A 16,715-nucleotide genomic window follows, 5' to 3' on the forward strand; every position below is an offset into this window, starting at 1 on the left:
CCATCAAAGTTATGTTTCACGTGAAACACTCTGGCCCACTGTCATATTGCAGATGTTCCACGTGAAACATACGCGAGGTAAGCCCAACCTATCCCCAATGCGAAGGGCCGTCTTCGATGTTTCACGTGGAACAAACTGTCCAAGAAATCGGCAGATGCAGACATATTTCGCTCGCACCTTAGCTTGGCGTTGCCATTTACCGACGGCAACATAGCTCTTGGCGGCATGGCCACAGGGCCGGGCATGTTTCACGTGAAACATACAATCCCTGCCTCTATAATGAGCACCGAACGCCTTCTTATCTTTTCTCCCCACCATGGACTATCCCCGCGAATTCGATGTCATCGTCGTCGGTGGCGGCCACGCCGGCACTGAAGCGGCACTGGCTGCCGCGCGCGCTGGCGCACGGACGCTGCTGCTGACGCACAACATCGAAACCCTAGGCCAAATGTCTTGCAACCCCTCCATCGGAGGGATCGGCAAGGGCCATCTGGTCAAAGAAGTCGACGCCCTGGGGGGCGCGATGGCTTTGGCTACGGACGAGGCGGGTATCCAGTTCCGCATCCTTAACGGTTCAAAGGGCCCGGCCGTACGTGCTACCCGCGCCCAAGCCGACCGGGTGCTGTATCGCCAAGCGATCCGTGGCCGGCTGGAGAACCAAGCCAACCTATGGCTGTTCCAGCAGGCAGTGGAAGACCTGATGGTGGAAGGGGATCGCGTAGTCGGTGCCGTGACGCAAGTTGGCTTGAAGTTCCGGGCCAAGACCGTCGTCCTGACTGCGGGTACCTTCTTGAACGGTCTGATTCACGTGGGCTTGCAGAACTATTCCGGCGGACGCGCGGGAGATCCCCCGGCCATTTCGCTGGGCCAGCGCTTGAAGGAACTCAAGCTTCCCCAGGGCCGCCTGAAGACCGGCACGCCCCCGCGTATTGATGGGCGCTCCATCAACTACAGCATCTTGGAAGAGCAGCCGGGCGATCTGGATCCTGTCCCCGTGTTCTCGTACATGGGCAATGTGGCCATGCACCCCAGGCAGTTACCTTGCTGGATCACCCACACCAACGCCCGCACGCATGACATCATTCGCGGCGGGTTAGACCGTTCGCCGATGTATAGCGGCGTGATCGAAGGCGTGGGCCCCCGGTATTGCCCGTCCATCGAAGACAAGATCCACCGCTTTGCAGATAAGGAATCGCACCAGGTCTTCCTGGAGCCGGAAGGTCTGGATACGCATGAGGTTTATCCGAACGGCGTGTCGACCAGCCTGCCGTTCGATGTCCAGCTTGATCTGATCCATTCGCTGCGTGGCCTGGAAAATGCGCACATCATGCGCCCCGGCTATGCCATCGAGTACGACTACTTTGATCCACGTGGATTGAAGAGCACGCTTGAGACCAAGGCGATCGGCGGGCTTTTCTTTGCCGGTCAGATCAACGGCACGACGGGCTACGAAGAAGCTGCGGCCCAAGGGCTGTTGGCGGGTGTGAACGCAGCGCTGCTTTCGCTGGGCCGCGACCAATGGACGCCGCGCCGCGACGAAGCCTATCTGGGCGTACTGGTAGACGACCTGGTCACGCGTGGCGTGACCGAACCCTATCGGATGTTCACCTCGCGCGCCGAGTACCGACTAAGCCTGCGTGAAGATAATGCGGATTTACGTCTGACCGAGATCGGCCGCCAATTGGGTATTGTGGACGACGCGCGGTGGGATGCATTCAACCGCAAGCGCGATGCCGTGGCGGCCGAGGTCGAGCGCTTGAAATCATCCTGGGTGAATCCTCGCATCATGCCGGTGGAAATTGCCGAGCCTTTGCTGGGCAAGGCGATTGAACGTGAGTACTCACTAGCTGACCTGCTGAAACGTCCGAATGTTTCCTATGAAGCATTGATGGCCGCACGCAACGCCGACGGCTCCCTGCTGGCGGGTCCTGGCGTCGTCGCGGACGACATCCTGGCCGAACAGGTTGAGATCCAAGTGAAGTACGCCGGGTACATCGCCCGCCAGCAAGACGAAGTCCAGAAGCAGATCTCGCATGAACAACAGCCCATCCCGGCCGATGTCGACTACGACGCCGTGACTAGCCTGTCGTTCGAAGTGCGGCAGAAGCTGAAGACGCACCGTCCGGAAACCGTCGGCCAAGCCGCGCGCATTTCCGGTGTGACGCCCGCCGCAATTTCGTTGCTGCTTATCCACCTGAAGCGCCTGCACTACGGCTCGCGCAAGCAAGCCGCATGACCGCCAACACCAATCTGGCCGGCACGGACATGGCCGGCCGCCTCTCTCGTGCATGCGAGCAACTGGGGCTGTACGCCGACGCCGCGGCGCAAGCCAAGCTGCTGAACTATCTGGCGCAGATGCAGCGCTGGAACCGCACGTACAACCTCACCGCGATTCGCGACCCGCAGCAGATGTTGATCCAGCATCTGTTCGATAGCCTGTCCGCCGTCGTCCCGTTCAGCCAGGCGCTGGGTGCAGCGGGTGCCGCGGCCAAGATCTTCGACGTGGGATCGGGTGGCGGCCTGCCTGGCGTCGTGCTTGCGATCATGCAGCCCGCATGGTCCGTGACATGCATTGACGCCGTTGAAAAGAAAACCGCATTCGTGCGCCAGATGAGCGGCGCGCTGAGCTTGCCGAACCTGCACGCCCGCCATGCGCGTATCGAAACGCTGGACCCAGCCGAGTGCAACATCGTTACCTCGCGGGCCTTCGCGTCCCTGGACGATTTTGCGCAGCTCGCGGGTCGCCACGTGCGCAACGATGGTACCCTCGTCGCGATGAAGGGCAAGGTCCCCGAAGAGGAAATTCAGGCGTTGCATGCGCGCGGGGAATGGCAGGTCGACCACATCCAGCCGCTCCGCGTGCCGGAGTTGCAAGCAGAACGCTGTCTGATCTGGATGCGCCGCAATGAAGGCCGCAGCGAAGAACGCAGCGAAGGACGCAGTCAAGGAACCCTATGAAGAATTTACCCCCCAGCACAAATGCCCGCGTCTTCTGCATTGCCAATCAAAAGGGCGGTGTGGGCAAGACGACCACCGCCATCAATTTGGCGGCGGGCCTTGCCACGCATAATCAGCGCGTGTTGCTGGTGGACCTGGACCCGCAGGGCAATGCCACGATGGGCAGCGGTATCGACAAGAACGCACTGGAATCGAACCTGTACCAAGTGCTGATTGGCGAAGCCACGATCGAACAGGCCCGCGTGAAGTCGGAGTCCGGTGGCTACGATGTCCTGCCTGCCAACCGCGAACTCTCCGGCGCCGAGATTGACCTGGTGCAGATGGAAGAACGCGAACGCCAGTTGAAAAGGGCGATCGACACCGTCTCCAGCCAATACGATTTTGTATTGATCGATTGCCCACCGACTCTGTCGTTGCTCACCCTCAACGGCTTGGCTGCCGCCCATGGCGTGATCATTCCGATGCAGTGTGAGTACTTCGCGCTGGAAGGCTTGTCCGATCTGGTCAACACCATCAAGCGCGTGCATCGCAACATCAACGACGACCTGCGTGTCATCGGCTTGCTGCGCGTGATGTTCGATCCGCGCATGACCTTGCAACAGCAAGTGTCCGCGCAACTGGAAGCGCACTTCGGCGACAAGGTCTTCAAGACCGTCGTGCCGCGCAACGTGCGCTTGGCTGAAGCACCCAGTTACGGCATGCCGGGCGTGGTGTATGACCGCGCGTCACGGGGCGCGCAAGCGTATATCTCGTTTGGCGCCGAAATGATCGAGCGCGTCAGGAAAGACTTCCAGTAAGCCGTATTCATGTCCGCAGCCACGCTCTTTGTTCCCACCGCGCCACAGGCTTTTTGCACGCCGTCCATCGACGAGCGGGATCGTCTGCGCGTGCGCTTGGAAGAGGCGGCGCTGAACGCGACGGCCGTCAATGCACAGGTGCTCTATGATGGCTGGCTCGTGCGCTTTGCGCATTCGTCGGCCAAACGCGCGCGCAGTGTGAATGTGCTGGGGTTATCCACACGTCCGCTGGACGAGCGGCTGGCGTATTGTTCTTCGTTGTATGCGCGCCATGGCTTGCCCATGGTGCTGCGCATCACCTCCATCGGCCCCGATTTTTCCCTGGATGCCGAACTGGAGGCCCGTGGTTATACCTTCACCGGTGAGACCCGCGTCATGAGCATGTCGCTCGCCCCCACGCTTAGCGTCCGGGGCGGCCTGTCTTTCACGAACGTCGATACCGATCGCTTCGCGCAAGCGGTCGGCGCCATGCGTGGCTCGGCGTTCGAGCACATCGGTGAACATCAAGCGCGTCTGCAAGGATTGGCTGTGGATAAGCAGCCGGTGCTGGCTTTTGACGCGGCGGGGCAGTGTGTTGCCGCGGGCCTGGCCGTCCGCGACGATGAACTGCTGGGCCTGTTCGACATCGTCACCGACCCGGGGCATCGGCGTAAAGGCTACGCCGATGCCCTGGTGCAGCATCTATTGAGCGAGGGCGCCGCCGGCGGCGCCAAGACGGCATATTTGCAGGTCGAGCCGGAAAATACAGCCGCGCGGGCCTTGTATGGCCGCTACGGTTTCAAAGACTGTTACGCGTATTGGTACCGGTTGCCTGCCGAGCAGCCGGACGCCTGAGCCTGGTCTCGGGATACAAAAACAGAAGGAAAGAGGATTTAACTATGGCCACCAAGAAACCCAAGGGATTGGGTCGCGGACTGGACGCCTTGCTGGGCGCGGATGCGCCTGCGATCGACAACATCGGCAAGGCCGCCGCGGCCAAGCCCGAGGGTCCGCCATCCACCTTGCCTCTCTCGAAGATGCGCGCGGGCAAGTATCAGCCGCGCACGCGCATGGACGAGGGCGCATTGGGCGAGCTGGCCGAATCAATCCGCACGCAAGGCATCATGCAACCCATTCTTGTGCGCGCACTGGGCGAAACCGCGCCGGGCCATTACGAGATCATCGCGGGCGAGCGCCGTTTCCGCGCCGCCCAACTGGCCGGCCTGAAAGAAGTGCCGGTGCTTGTGCGCGAAGTGGCCGACGAAAATGCAGCCGTCATGGCGCTGATTGAAAATATCCAGCGCGAAGACCTGAACCCGCTGGAAGAAGCGCACGGCGTGCGCCGCCTGCTGGACGAATTCGGCCTGACGCACGAGCAGGCTGCGCAAGCCATCGGCCGGTCGCGGTCGGCGACCAGCAACCTGCTACGCCTGCTGAACCTGGCCGCGCCCGTGCAGACGATGTTGCTGGCCGGTGATGTAGACATGGGCCATGCGCGTGCGCTGCTGGCCGTGGATGCGGCCACGCAAATTCAGTTGGCCAACCAGATCATTGCGCGCCGCCTGTCGGTGCGCGAAGCCGAAAAACTGGTGGCCAAGACCGCCAAGGAAGCGGAGTCCGCAAGTTCCCCGCGCAAGAAGGCCAACGGGGTTTCGCGCGATTTGACGCGCTTGGAAGAGGCGCTGTCCGACCACTTGGGTACGCGAGTCGCCCTGAAGGTGGGCGCCAAGGAAAAGGGCCAGATCGTCATCGACTTTCACGGCTGGGAACACCTGAATTCACTGCTTGAACGCCAAGGCCTGTCCGGAGTGGTCGATGCCTGAGCGCGCATTGCCGGTGATTGCGGTATTGGCCACGGGCGGCACCATCGCGGGCGCCCAGGCAGATGCCACGTCGGCGGGATACAAGGCGGGCTCGTTCTCCGTCAATGATCTGTTGAGTGCCGTGCCCCAACTGGCCCGCATTGCCGACATCCGCGCTGAACAGGTTGCCAACGTAGGCAGCCAGAACATGACGCACGAGGTTTGGCAGGCGCTGGCAGCGCGTGTCGACACGCTTTGCCAGGACGCCTCGGTGGCCGGCATCGTCATTACGCACGGCACCGATACGCTTGAAGAAACCGCCTACTTCCTGAGCCTGGTTGTGCAGCACGACAAGCCCGTCGTGCTGGTGGGGGCCATGCGGCCGGCGACGGCCCTGGGCGCCGAAGGCCCCGCCAATCTTTACAACGCGGTGGCGCTTGCCCGCCATCCCGACGCGCGCGGCCGAGGCCCGCTGGTGGTGATGAACGAAGACGTGCATTACGCGCGTGAGATCCAAAAGACCGCCAGCGCTGGCCTGTGCGCGTTCGCATCGCCTAACCGTGGCCGTGCCGGCGTCATGCATGGCGGCGTGCCGTGCTTTTATTCCCGCAATACCACCACGCACTCGACACAAAGCGAGTTTTCACTCGCATTATTGGAATCGGCGGGCTGGCCGCGCGTGGATATCGTTTATGCCCACGCGAACCTGCAGGCGGACGTGATCGACTTCCTGGCCGACACGGCCGAGGGCATCGTCCTGGCCGGCGTGGGCGACGGCAACGCCACTGACCTCGCCATTGACGCCTTGAGCCGCGCCGCCACGAATGGCGTGGCGGTGGTGCGTTCCAGCCGCACGGGTAGCGGCTTTGTCGCGCGCGACGTCGAACTGGATGACGACGGCCTGGGTTTTATCGCAGCACGTGACCTGAATCCGCAGAAGGCGCGCATCCTGTTGATGCTGGCCCTGTCCGTCACGCGCGATACGGATGCGGTACAGGCCATTTTCGACCGCTACTGAGCGCCCGGCGGTTCGGCCGCTGCATCACCCTGCTGCGCCAGCCCCAGGTTGCTGCGCAACATGTCGTAGACCTGGCGCGTCAGCGGATTGATCAGATCGCGCCTTATCCACAGGAAGTAGGTGACGTCCGGCAAGGGCGGCAACCCTTCCTTGTCCCCCAGCACACGCATTTCCGGCCCCAGCAGTTCCACGCTGCGCGCCGTCACGCCCAGTCCGGCGCGCAACGCCGCCTTGATCCCCACCAGATTCGGCGCCACGTAGTTGGTGTGCCAGCGCACCCGCGCCTGCTCCAGCGCATTTAACGCCAGGCGGCGAAAGATGCTGGGCTCGTCCGCCAGCACCAGCGGCACGGGGGCGTGCGGGTCGTGCACATAGTCCGCGGATGCCAACCAAACGGTGGGCGAGGTGCGTAGCGCAACCCCTTCAAAATCCTGATCGAAGCGGGTGGATATCGTCAGGTCGAGTTCGCCGGCGCGCAGGGCGTCCATCAAGAAAGGGCTGCGGTCCACGCGAATCTCGAGTTTCACGCGGGGGGCTGAACGCGCGATGTGCGTCAAGAGCGTCGGCAAGATGGTGTCGGCCACGTCCAACGGCGCACCCAGGCGCAAATCGCCTTCCAGCGGGCCGTCTTGCAGCGCACGCAGCGCCTCGTCGTTGATGGCCAGCATATGGCGCGCATATTCCACCAGCCGCCGCCCGTGCGACGACAGCACTTTGTTGCGCCCCTGCTTTTCGAATAGCGGCAAACCGATACTGGCTTCCAGCCGCTGCATCTGTTGCGTGATGGCCGACTGCGTCTTGTGTAGCCGGTTGGCGGCTTCCGAGAATGTGTCGTGCCCTGCAATAGCCGTCAGTGTGCGAAGCAGGTCCAGGTCCAGGTTGCGCATGATGTGCCCAAAAGTATTAGCAATGCTAATGGAATGTTAAGGCAATTTAAATTGTTGGCGCGGCATCACGGCGATACATTAAGCCCAATAACTCGTGAAACAAGAGGGAAAATCATCGTGAGCAACGCACATCCTCATCAGGCCGGCATCGCCACCGCCATTGGAAATATTAAAAAAACTGTAGGAAATAAGGGGCTGAACCGAGACAGCCTCGACGAAGTGCTGCAAGAGCTTGTGGGGCTGGCCGCGCATACCGACTGGTGGACGGGCGACCGCTATGCACCGCCTGAAGAGGGCGAGCGCCAAGCCCGCTACCTGATTGCCGAAGACGACGACAAAAGCTACGCGCTCTACTTGAACGTCATGCGCCCCGGCAACAAGATCGTGCCGCACAACCACACCACCTGGGCCTGTATCGCCGCCGTGGAAGGCGTGGAATACAACTACGTCTACGACCGCCTCGACGACGGTTCCGTGCCGGGCGTGGGCCGCCTGCAAAAGACGGGCACCGTGGTGGTGGGGCCGGGCGCCGGCATCGCCTTGATGCCCGACGACATCCATGCCGTTGAAATCCAGGGCGACAGCGTCATCCGCCATCTGCACATGTATGGCCGCGCGCTGGAAACGCTGGACGAACGGCTGGGTTTCGACCTGGACGCCGGCACCTGCAAGATCATGCCGATTGGCGTGAAGACCCGCCGCTGATCATGAACAAGCCCTACCAGTCCGCAACGCGATTGCTGCGTGCGGGGCGTCCCCATCAAGGTTGGGTGAACACCCCGGTGACGCGCGCCAGCACCTACGTTTTTGATAGCGTCGCGGCCTGGCGCGACACGCGCGAGCGTCGCGAACAAGAGCGCTTGCCGTCTTATGGCGCGCGCGGCACCGACAGCACGCATGCGCTGGAAGACGCCCTGGTGGAGCTGGAGCAGGGCTTTCGCGCCGCGCTTTATCCCACGGGCCAGGCTGCGATCACCACGGTACTGCTGGCGTACCTGCGCGCGGGCGATCACGTCCTGATCACCGACGCGGTGTATGAGCCGGTGCGCCGCTTTTGCACGGAGCATCTGACGCGGCTGGGGATCGAACACACGTTCTATCGCCCCGACGGACGCGGCATCGATGCCCTGATCCAGCCCAATACGCGAATGATCTACGCCGAAGCGCCGGGCTCGCTGACTTACGAGATGCCGGACCTTTGCGAGTTATCCACAGCCGCGAAAAAACACGGTTGCTGGCTGGCTGTGGATAACACCTGGGCGTCGGGCTTGATATACAAACCGCTCACGTTAGGCGCCGATATTTCCATACTGGCCGCCACCAAATATCTCGGTGGACATGCCGACGTGATGATGGGCGCCGTCGTGGTCAATGCACACGCCTGGCGTCCGCTTGAGCGCGCCACCATCGACTTCGGCCAGACCGTGGGCGCTGACGACGCTTTTCTGGTGTTGCGCGGGATGCGCTCGCTGCCCCTGCGCATGGCGCAGCATGAAAAGAATGCAATGCGCGTCGCGCATTTTCTGCAGGGACGCCCCGAAGTGGCCCGCGTGCTGTGCCCCGCCTTGCCTGGCGACCCGTCGCATGCGGTGTGGTTGCGCGACTGTACCGGCGCCAATGGACTGCTGACGGTGGAACTGAATGGTGCCTATAGCGCCAAGGACGCCGAGCGGCTGATCGACAGCCTGCGCCTGTTCGGTATCGGCGCATCGTGGGGCGGCTTTGAAAGTCTTGTGATCCCGGTGCAGCTTGCATCACGCGCGCTGCCGAACCCGACGCCACGCGGCGCCATGCTGCGCCTGCATATCGGCCTTGAAGACCCTGAAGACCTGATCGGCGACTTGGAACAAGGCCTGTCAGCACTGAGCTTATCTACCCGGATCCCTTTGAATTCCATGACACATCCCACCTCAGCCCCTTTCATCCCAGCCGTTGATTCCCACACGCTCAAGCAGTGGCTGCATGATGGCCGCGAGATCGCTTTGCTGGATGTGCGCGAACACGGGCAGTACGGCGAGTCCCATCTGTTTTTCGCGGCACCCGTGCCGTATAGCAGGCTGGAGGTGGACATCGTGCGCCTGGCCCCGCGCCACGACGTGCGCGTGGTGGTGTACGACAACGGTGGCGACGACAGTACGGCGGAACGTGCCGCCCGCGCCTTGACCCGGCTTGGCTACGGCAACGTGCATCGCCTGGCAGGCGGCATCGCCCAATGGCAGCGTGACGGGTACGCCGCGTTCGCCGGCGTGAACGTGCCCAGCAAAACCTTCGGCGAATTGGCCGAAGAAGTTTTCCACACCCCCCGCATCGGCGCCCGCGAACTGGCCGAGCGCCAACGGCGCGGCGACGATCTGATCGTGCTGGACGGCAGGCCCTACGCCGAATACCAAAAAATGAGCATCCCCGGCGGCATCTGCTGCCCGAACGGTGAATTGGCGCTGCGCGCACACACGCTGGTCAAGGATCCGAATACAACGATCGTCATCAACTGCGCCGGCCGTACACGCAGCATCATTGGCGCGCAGACGCTGATCAACCTGGGCGTGCCCAACCCCGTCTACGCGCTTGAGAACGGCACGCAGGGTTGGTATCTGGAAGACCTGCAACTGGAACACGGCGCGCGTCGCCGCTATGACGATGGTGTGTCGCCGGAAGCGCTGCCTGAGCTGGCTGCGCGATCGGCACAACTAGCCAAGCGCCATGACGTACCAGTCGTGGATGCCCGCACGGTGCAAGCGTGGCTGTTCGACCCCTCCCGCACGACGTTCCTGTGCGACGTGCGCAGCGCCGAAGAGTTCGCGCAAGGCTCCTTGCCGGGGGCGCAGCACACGCCCGGCGGCCAACTGGTGCAGGCCACCGACCAGTACCTGGCGGTGCGTGGCGCGCGGATCGTGGTGTTCGACGCCGAAGGTGTACGCGCACCGGTTGTGGCGAGCTGGCTGCGGCAGATGGGCTGGGATGCTTGCGTGCTGGAAGAGGGCGTTCATGCAGCCTTGTCGCACGAGGCGCCGATGCCGCGGACGCCGCAACTGTCCGTCTTGACCGACGCGGCGCTGGCGGCAGCCTTGCCTCAGGGCGTGCAGGCTGTCGATATCCGCGCAGGCATGCGTTACCGCGCCGGGCATATCGCCGGCGCGCAGTGGTCCATTCGCCCGCGTCTGGACCGCTTGAACCTGGACCCGGCGCGTCCCGTGGTCTTGCTGGCCGACGACGCCGACCTGGCCGCGTGGGCAGCCGAGGACTTGCGTGCCTTGGGTCTGCACGACATCAAGGTGAACACCGGCACGCCAGCCAGTTGGTCGGCGGCGGGCATCGCGCTTGAAGTCACACCCGCCGTGCCCTCGGACGAAGCATGCATCGACTACCTGTTCTTCGTGCATGACCGCCACGACGGCAACAAGGCCGCGGCGCGCCAATACCTGGCGTGGGAGACCAACCTGGTCAAGCAGATCGATGAACGCGAATTGGCAACGTACCGCTTTCCGGCAAGCTGACGCGGGCGCGCCACAGCGTGCCGGATAGCAACAGATAGCGCCACCGCCGCGAAGGTCCGCAGAGACCACGCGGCAAACCACATGCATCAACCCGATTAATACGCCCCGGCGGCAGGAGCCGACGGGGTGCGGACGGTTCATGGCGAACCGGAATGCAAAGGATGGCCGGGTATCCGGCCACCACGACAAGGGGAAATCCAGATGAAGCACCACGCATTGCACACTTGCGGCGCCGTCGCGTTGGCCGTTGCCACCTTGATGGGGGGCACGAGCGTCCAAGCCCAAGCTCAAGCGCAAACCCTGCAGGCGCCGGCCGATTATCCGAAGCAGGCCATTACGGTGGTGTCGCCGTTTCCGCCTGGGGGCGGCAACGACAATGTGGCCCGCTTGATCGCACAAGAGTTGGGCGCCATCACGGGCCAAAGCGTCGTCGTTGAAAACCGTTCTGGCGCGGGTGGCAATGTTGGCACGGCGCAGGTCTCGCGCGCCAAGCCCGACGGCTACACCCTGGTGATGTCGCAGACGAGCGTCATGGCCGTCAATCCGCGTCTGTACAAGAACGTAGGCTTTGACCCCGTCAAGGATTTCATGCCCATCTCACAGATCACTTCCGCGCCGCTCGTGCTGGTGGCGCGCACCGAGAGCCCGTACAAGACCTTGGCCGACTACCTGGAGGCCGCGCGCAAACAACCGGGCATCATCACCTATGCCACGCCGGGCAATGGCACCATGAGCCATCTGATGGGCGCGCTGGTGTCCAAGAAAGCGGGCGTGACCCTGGTGCACGTGCCGTACCGTGGCGCGGCGCCGGCCATCACCGACCTGATGGGCGGCACGGTTGACATGCTGATCACCTCGCCGGCGTCTGCCGAACCCATGGTGGCCGCCGGCAAGTTGCGCGTTCTGGCGCTGAGCCATGAGAACAGCGTCGGCATCTTCAAGGGCGCGCCCACGCTGAAGCAAAGCGGTCTGGATGGCATCACGGCTGATGACTGGTACGGCCTGTTCGCCCCGGCGGGCACACCGCCCGAGCGCGTTGCCTATCTGGCGCAAGCGGTCAGCCAGGCGATGAAGTCGCCCAAGGTGATTGCAAAGATCAACAGCGGCGGCAGTTGGCCGGTGGGCAGCCAGCCTGATGCGTTCAAGACGCGTTTGCAGGAAGACACGGTCTATTGGGCCGACATGGTGAAGACGGCGGGTGTGTCGTTGGACTAAGACGTGCTTGCAGCGTCAGCAACAGGCGGCCATGTGCCGCCTGTTTTGCTTGGCGCGTTGGCCATGCACTGCGGGAATCGCTTGCGACCTACCTAGGGAAACTACTGCATGCCCAAGGCTGCAAATTCGCGGCAAGGTGTCTAGACTCGGAGAAACCCTGAGAGCACGCCACGCGATATTCCCTTGTCCGGCAAGGGCGCCGCGGCGTTGCCCGCAGTCCAACGCAAGGCTTCAGCCACGAGGTGAACGAGCATGCATTCACTAGGGGTAGCAACGGTGGAAGACGCGGAACGTCTGGTGCAAGCCAGTCCGCTTTCGCATATCAAGGTGGGCTTGTCAGACGTCGACGGCGTTATGCTGGGCAAGTACCTGCGGCGCGACAAATTCCTGGGGGCGCTGCGCTCGGGCTTGGCGTTTTGCGACGTGGTGTTAGGTTGGGATCTGGACGACCAACTCTACGACAACACCAAGTACACCGGGTGGCACACGGCCTATCCCGATGCCCAGCTGCGTATCCTGCCCCACACCGGCCGCCGCCTGCCACTCGAGCAGGGGCCTGGGGGCGAAGACATGCTGCTGTTCCTGGCCGAGTTCGAAGGCGATGCAGCCGCGATCTGCCCGCGCCGCTTGCTGCAACGTACGCTGGATCGTGCGGAGGGCATGGGCTACGACGTCTACGCCGCGCTGGAATATGAGTTCTTCATGTTCCGTGAAACGCCACGCTCCGTGCGCGCGAAGCACTATCGCAACATGGAGAACTGGACGCCGGGCAACTTCGGCTATTCCATGCTGCGTAGTACGGTCGAAGGCGACTTCTACCGCAAGCTGCTGGACATGTGCGAACGCATGGACATGCCCATCGAAGGCTTGCATACGGAAACGGGGCCGGGCGTGCTGGAAGCGGCCATCGCCGTCGACAAGGCCGCGGAGGCAGGCGACAAAGCGTTCCTGTTCAAGACTTTCACCAAGGCGCTTGCACAGCAGAACGGCTTGATGGCAACGTTCATGGCCAAGTGGTCGCACGACCATCCCGGCCAAAGCGGCCACATTCATCTGTCCTTGCGTGACACAAAAAGTGGCCGCTCGGCCTTCTACGATGAATCGCAACCGCATGGCATGAGCGCGGTGCAGGTGTCGTTCATGGCGGGCGTGCAACGCTATCTGCCGGAATTCATGGCGCTGTACGCACAGACCATCAACAGTTATTCGCGGCTGGTGCCGGGGTATTGGGCGCCGCTGGACGCCACCTGGGGCATGGAGAACCGCACCACCGCGTTGCGCCTCATCCCCGGTAGCGATAAGTCTCAGCGTGTGGAAGTGCGCATCGGTTCGGCTGATGCCAATCCGTACCTGGCGCTCTCCGCCGCCTTGGCTTCCGGGCTGTACGGCATTGAGCTGGGCCTGGTGCCGGAACCGATGGTGCAGGGCAACGCCTACACCCAGCAATTCCCCGCGCATTTACGCTTGCCCACCACGCTGTGGGAAGCCGCGCAACGCCTGCGCGAATCCGAGGCTGCGCGTCACCTGTTTGGCGACGCTTTCGTCGAACATTACGCCGCAACCCGGGAATGGGAAGAGCGGCAGTTCCGGCGCCATGTCACCGACTGGGAGCTTGCGCGCTATTTCGAGATCATCTGATCCGTGTCCAACTGTTTGCATAGGGCCATCATGACCGAGGAACTCATCACCATCAGTCCCATCGACGGACGCGAGGTCGTCCGGCGTGCTTACGCCAGTGACGCGCAGATTTCACGCACGTTGGCACAGGCGCAGTCCGCGCAGCCGGCCTGGCAGGCGCTGGGCATCGCGCAGCGGGGGCGCATCGTATCGGCGGCGATTGATCAGGTTGTCGCGGCCCGCAACGAAATTGCCCGCGCGATCACGATTCAGATGGGCCGTCCTTTGCGCTACACGCCGGGCGAAGTGGATGGCTTCGAGGCGCGCGCTCGCCACATGATCTCGATTGCCGACGAAGCGCTGGCGCCGATACAGGTGCCCGAGCAGGCGGGCTTCACGCGCTTCATTCGTCGCGAGCCGATTGGCGTGGCATTGACCGTCGCGCCCTGGAATTACCCGCTGCTGACCGCTGTAAACAGCATCGTGCCGGCCTTGATGGCCGGCAACACCGTGATTCTGAAGCACTCCGATCAGACGCCCTTGTGTGCGGAATTGCTTGACCGCGCTTTCCGCGACGCCGGCGTGCCGCAGGGCGTGTTCCAGTACCTGCATGCGAATCATGACACGGTGCAAAGGCTGATCCGAGCGCCGGAGGTCGGCTACGTGTCGTTCACGGGTTCGGTGCGCGGGGGGCGCATTGTCGAGGAAAGCGCGGCGGGCCGGTTCATTGGCGTGGGCTTGGAGCTGGGCGGCAACGATCCCGCCTATGTGCGCGGCGACGCCAATATGGAACACGCGGTTGAATCCCTGGTCGACGGCGCGTTCTTCAATTCTGGCCAGTCCTGCTGCGGTATTCAACGCATCTACGTGGCGCAGGCGCGATACGACGACTTCGTCGAACGAGCCGTGGCCCTGACCAAGGCTTATGTGTTGGGCAATCCGCTGCACGAAACCACGACCTTGGGCCCAGTGGTTCGTGCCCGCGCCGCAGCGGAAATTCGGGATGTTGTGGGCGAAGCCATTTCGGCAGGCGCTCAAAACATGATGGATCCATCGCATTTTAGTAATGCGATTGAAAGCTCGTGTTATGTTGCCCCGGCCATCCTTACGCGAGTAAACCATCGCATGCGCATCATGAGCGACGAATGCTTCGGGCCGGTCGTCGGCATCATGCCGGTCGCGGGCGATGATGAGGCCGTCGCATTGATGAATGACAGCCCCTACGGCCTGACGGCGGCGGTGTACACACAAGATGAAGCGGCCGCGCTGGCGCTTGGTGCGCAAGTGCGCACCGGCACATTCTTCATGAATCGCTGCGACTACCTGGATCCGGCCCTGGCTTGGACTGGCGTGAAGAACACGGGCCGTGGCGTGTCCTTGTCCGCCATCGGCTACGAACAGCTTACCCAGGCCAAATCCTTCCATCTGCGCAGCGTCTGATCCAAGGCGTCTTCAGGAATCTAACCATGACCGTGCCCAGCGTTAACTGGAACTACCCGACTGCCATCAAGGCCGGCCCGGGCCGCGTGAAAGAACTGCCCGAATGGTGCCGCGAACTTGGCATGACGCGCCCGCTGCTCGTCACCGATCCGGGGCTGGCTGCCTTGCCGATGGTGGCGGACGTCATGCGGGCTTGCAATCAGACAGGCCTGGCGTGTGCGGTCTTTCATGAGATCAAGGGAAATCCCACCGGCCGAAATGTGGAAGATGGCGTGATGGCCTACCAGCAAGGCGGCCATGACGGTGTCATCGCCTTCGGCGGCGGTTCCGCGTTGGACGCGGCCAAGGCGATCGCTTTGATGGTGGGGCAGGATCGTCCGTTATGGGACTTCGAAGATATTGGCGACAACTACCAGCGCGTGAGCGTGGCCGGCATGGCGCCGATGGTGGCTGTGCCGACTACGGCAGGCACGGGATCGGAAGTTGGTCGGGCATCGGTCATCACGGATGACGCCGCCCAGGTCAAACGCATCATCTTCCACGCGCGCATGCTGCCGGCCATCGTCATTCTGGACGCCGAGCTGACGCTGGGCCTGCCGCCCAAAATCACCGCCGCGACCGGCATGGACGCGCTATCGCACAATCTCGAGGCGTATTGCTCGCCGTTCTTTCACCCGATGGCGGCGGGCATCGCCATCGAAGGCATGCGAATGATCAAGGAATACCTGCCCCAAGTGGTGGCGGACGGCTCGAATGTGCAGGCGCGCCAGCAAATGCTCGTGGCGTCCACCATGGGCGCCACCGCCTTTCAGCGCGGCCTGGGCGCCATGCACGCCCTGGCGCATCCTCTGGGGGCGCTGTACGACGCGCATCACGGCATGCTCAATGCCATCTTGATGCCTTATGTGCTCAAGGCGAACCAGCACGCGGTTGCGCCCAGGCTGGAAGCGCTGGCGCGTTACCTGGACCTGCCGACAACGGGTCCGGGCGCGGTGCTTGATTGGGTATTGCGGCTGCGCGAGGCCGTCGGCATTCCTCACACGCTGGCCGAGATCGGCATCGACGAGGGCCAGGCCGAGCGGGTAGGGCGCATGGCGAGCGTAGATCCGTCAGGCGCAACCAATCCGGTAAATTTCACCGCCGGAGACTATTCGCAACTTTTGCGAGCATCAATTCGCGGAAACCTGTAAACTTCGCCCCCTCTGCGCGGAAACGCGAGTGGTCGAACAAAAGTTTTTGAATATTTTCAGCCGGAAGGTTTGACACCGGATTCGAAAGTGTTCATAATCTCAAGTTCTCCGCTGGAGGGGTGCCCGAGTGGTTAAAGGGGGCAGACTGTAAATCTGTTGGCCTTGCGCCTACATTGGTTCGAATCCAATCTCCTCCACCAGAGACCCAACTCTTAATCCAGGCGATGTCTGCCTGGATTTTAAAATTAGGCCTAGGGAACTGGGCGGCCTTCACAAAGAAGGTTGTAAGGTTCCCCAGGCCTTGATTTTGCGGGTTTG

Annotated in this window: 13 protein-coding genes, 1 tRNA gene and 1 pseudogene; 14 read left to right on the plus strand and 1 reads right to left on the minus strand. The window is 62.6% G+C overall.

Annotation, left to right across the window (positions count from 1 at the left end; translation table 11 throughout):
- Nucleotides 1-316 precede the first annotated feature (316 nt).
- Genes mnmG through CVS48_RS06175 form a run of 6 tightly spaced genes read left to right on the plus strand, consistent with a single transcriptional unit; the run spans nt 317 to nt 6,554 of the window.
- Complete coding sequence (mnmG, locus tag CVS48_RS06150; RefSeq protein WP_100853705.1) at nt 317-2,236, plus strand: tRNA uridine-5-carboxymethylaminomethyl(34) synthesis enzyme MnmG; 1,920 nt, start codon at nt 317-319, stop codon at nt 2,234-2,236.
- Nucleotides 2,233-2,958 carry a 16S rRNA (guanine(527)-N(7))-methyltransferase RsmG gene (rsmG, locus tag CVS48_RS06155; protein ID WP_100853706.1) on the plus strand — a complete coding sequence of 242 codons (726 nt, stop codon included), beginning with the start codon at nt 2,233-2,235 and terminating at the stop codon, nt 2,956-2,958. Before mnmG ends, rsmG begins: the two co-directional genes overlap by 4 nt.
- Nucleotides 2,955-3,755, plus strand: coding sequence for a ParA family protein (locus CVS48_RS06160; protein ID WP_100853707.1), 801 nt, complete (start codon nt 2,955-2,957; stop codon nt 3,753-3,755). Before rsmG ends, CVS48_RS06160 begins: the two co-directional genes overlap by 4 nt.
- Before the next feature lie 9 nt (nt 3,756-3,764).
- A complete protein-coding gene (locus CVS48_RS06165; protein ID WP_100853708.1) occupies nt 3,765-4,589 on the plus strand; it encodes a GNAT family N-acetyltransferase in 825 nt (274 codons plus the stop codon).
- A 44-nt stretch (nt 4,590-4,633) separates the two neighbouring features.
- The gene (locus CVS48_RS06170; RefSeq protein WP_100853709.1) at nt 4,634-5,557 is read left to right on the plus strand and encodes a ParB/RepB/Spo0J family partition protein; all 924 of its coding nucleotides are present in this window, start codon (nt 4,634-4,636) and stop codon (nt 5,555-5,557) included.
- The gene (locus CVS48_RS06175; protein ID WP_100853710.1) at nt 5,550-6,554 is read left to right on the plus strand and encodes an asparaginase; all 1,005 of its coding nucleotides are present in this window, start codon (nt 5,550-5,552) and stop codon (nt 6,552-6,554) included. The genes CVS48_RS06170 and CVS48_RS06175 overlap by 8 nt, the downstream gene beginning before the upstream one ends.
- Here CVS48_RS06175 and CVS48_RS06180 read toward each other — a convergent pair.
- Nucleotides 6,548-7,441: a LysR substrate-binding domain-containing protein gene (locus tag CVS48_RS06180; RefSeq protein ID WP_100853711.1), complete on the minus strand. Its 894-nt coding sequence runs from the start codon at nt 7,439-7,441 to the stop codon at nt 6,548-6,550. The two genes, CVS48_RS06175 and CVS48_RS06180, sit on opposite strands and share 7 nt — an antisense overlap.
- A 117-nt stretch (nt 7,442-7,558) precedes the next feature.
- On the opposite strand from CVS48_RS06180, the gene CVS48_RS06185 reads away from it, so the two are divergent.
- The 8 genes and pseudogenes from CVS48_RS06185 to CVS48_RS06220 all read left to right on the plus strand — a co-directional run bounded on the left by CVS48_RS06185 (nt 7,559) and on the right by CVS48_RS06220 (nt 16,597).
- Nucleotides 7,559-8,146, plus strand: coding sequence for a cysteine dioxygenase family protein (locus tag CVS48_RS06185; protein WP_100853712.1), 588 nt, complete (start codon nt 7,559-7,561; stop codon nt 8,144-8,146).
- Nucleotides 8,147-8,148: 2 nt separating this feature from the next.
- A pseudogene (gene metC / locus CVS48_RS29455) lies at nt 8,149-9,291 on the plus strand (cystathionine beta-lyase); the annotation flags it as partial.
- Between the two features lie 45 nt (nt 9,292-9,336).
- Nucleotides 9,337-10,935 (plus strand): rhodanese-like domain-containing protein, encoded by a 1,599-nt coding sequence (locus CVS48_RS29460; RefSeq protein ID WP_100857532.1) that lies wholly within the window; start codon nt 9,337-9,339, stop codon nt 10,933-10,935.
- A gap of 201 nt (nt 10,936-11,136) precedes the next feature.
- The gene (locus tag CVS48_RS06200) at nt 11,137-12,150 is read left to right on the plus strand and encodes a Bug family tripartite tricarboxylate transporter substrate binding protein (protein ID WP_100853713.1); all 1,014 of its coding nucleotides are present in this window, start codon (nt 11,137-11,139) and stop codon (nt 12,148-12,150) included.
- A 252-nt stretch (nt 12,151-12,402) separates the two neighbouring features.
- Nucleotides 12,403-13,788, plus strand: coding sequence for a glutamine synthetase family protein (locus CVS48_RS06205; RefSeq protein WP_100853714.1), 1,386 nt, complete (start codon nt 12,403-12,405; stop codon nt 13,786-13,788).
- A 30-nt stretch (nt 13,789-13,818) separates the two neighbouring features.
- Nucleotides 13,819-15,207 carry an aldehyde dehydrogenase family protein gene (locus CVS48_RS06210; RefSeq protein ID WP_100853715.1) on the plus strand — a complete coding sequence of 463 codons (1,389 nt, stop codon included), beginning with the start codon at nt 13,819-13,821 and terminating at the stop codon, nt 15,205-15,207.
- Between the two features lie 26 nt (nt 15,208-15,233).
- Complete coding sequence (locus tag CVS48_RS06215) at nt 15,234-16,397, plus strand: iron-containing alcohol dehydrogenase (protein WP_100853716.1); 1,164 nt, start codon at nt 15,234-15,236, stop codon at nt 16,395-16,397.
- Between the two features lie 113 nt (nt 16,398-16,510).
- Nucleotides 16,511-16,597, plus strand: a tRNA-Tyr gene (locus CVS48_RS06220).
- Nucleotides 16,598-16,715 lie beyond the last annotated feature (118 nt).

The sequence above is a fragment of the Achromobacter spanius genome (assembly GCF_002812705.1).
Classification (GTDB): Bacteria; Pseudomonadota; Gammaproteobacteria; order Burkholderiales; family Burkholderiaceae_B; genus Achromobacter; species Achromobacter spanius.

What these genes read in the sequence shown, in the direction of transcription:
- rsmG (WP_100853706.1), top strand. Translation starts at nt 2,233, where the DNA reads ATGACCGCCAACACCAATCTGGCCGGCACGGACATGGCCGGCCGCCTC.
- CVS48_RS06215 (WP_100853716.1), top strand. Translation starts at nt 15,234, where the DNA reads ATGACCGTGCCCAGCGTTAACTGGAACTACCCGACTGCCATCAAGGCC.
- CVS48_RS06180 (WP_100853711.1), bottom strand. Translation starts at nt 7,441, where the DNA reads ATGCGCAACCTGGACCTGGACCTGCTTCGCACACTGACGGCTATTGCA.
- CVS48_RS06200 (WP_100853713.1), top strand. Translation starts at nt 11,137, where the DNA reads ATGAAGCACCACGCATTGCACACTTGCGGCGCCGTCGCGTTGGCCGTT.
- mnmG (WP_100853705.1), top strand. Translation starts at nt 317, where the DNA reads ATGGACTATCCCCGCGAATTCGATGTCATCGTCGTCGGTGGCGGCCAC.
- CVS48_RS06210 (WP_100853715.1), top strand. Translation starts at nt 13,819, where the DNA reads ATGACCGAGGAACTCATCACCATCAGTCCCATCGACGGACGCGAGGTC.
- CVS48_RS06175 (WP_100853710.1), top strand. Translation starts at nt 5,550, where the DNA reads ATGCCTGAGCGCGCATTGCCGGTGATTGCGGTATTGGCCACGGGCGGC.
- CVS48_RS06160 (WP_100853707.1), top strand. Translation starts at nt 2,955, where the DNA reads ATGAAGAATTTACCCCCCAGCACAAATGCCCGCGTCTTCTGCATTGCC.
- CVS48_RS06165 (WP_100853708.1), top strand. Translation starts at nt 3,765, where the DNA reads ATGTCCGCAGCCACGCTCTTTGTTCCCACCGCGCCACAGGCTTTTTGC.
- CVS48_RS06205 (WP_100853714.1), top strand. Translation starts at nt 12,403, where the DNA reads ATGCATTCACTAGGGGTAGCAACGGTGGAAGACGCGGAACGTCTGGTG.
- CVS48_RS06170 (WP_100853709.1), top strand. Translation starts at nt 4,634, where the DNA reads ATGGCCACCAAGAAACCCAAGGGATTGGGTCGCGGACTGGACGCCTTG.
- CVS48_RS29460 (WP_100857532.1), top strand. Translation starts at nt 9,337, where the DNA reads ATGACACATCCCACCTCAGCCCCTTTCATCCCAGCCGTTGATTCCCAC.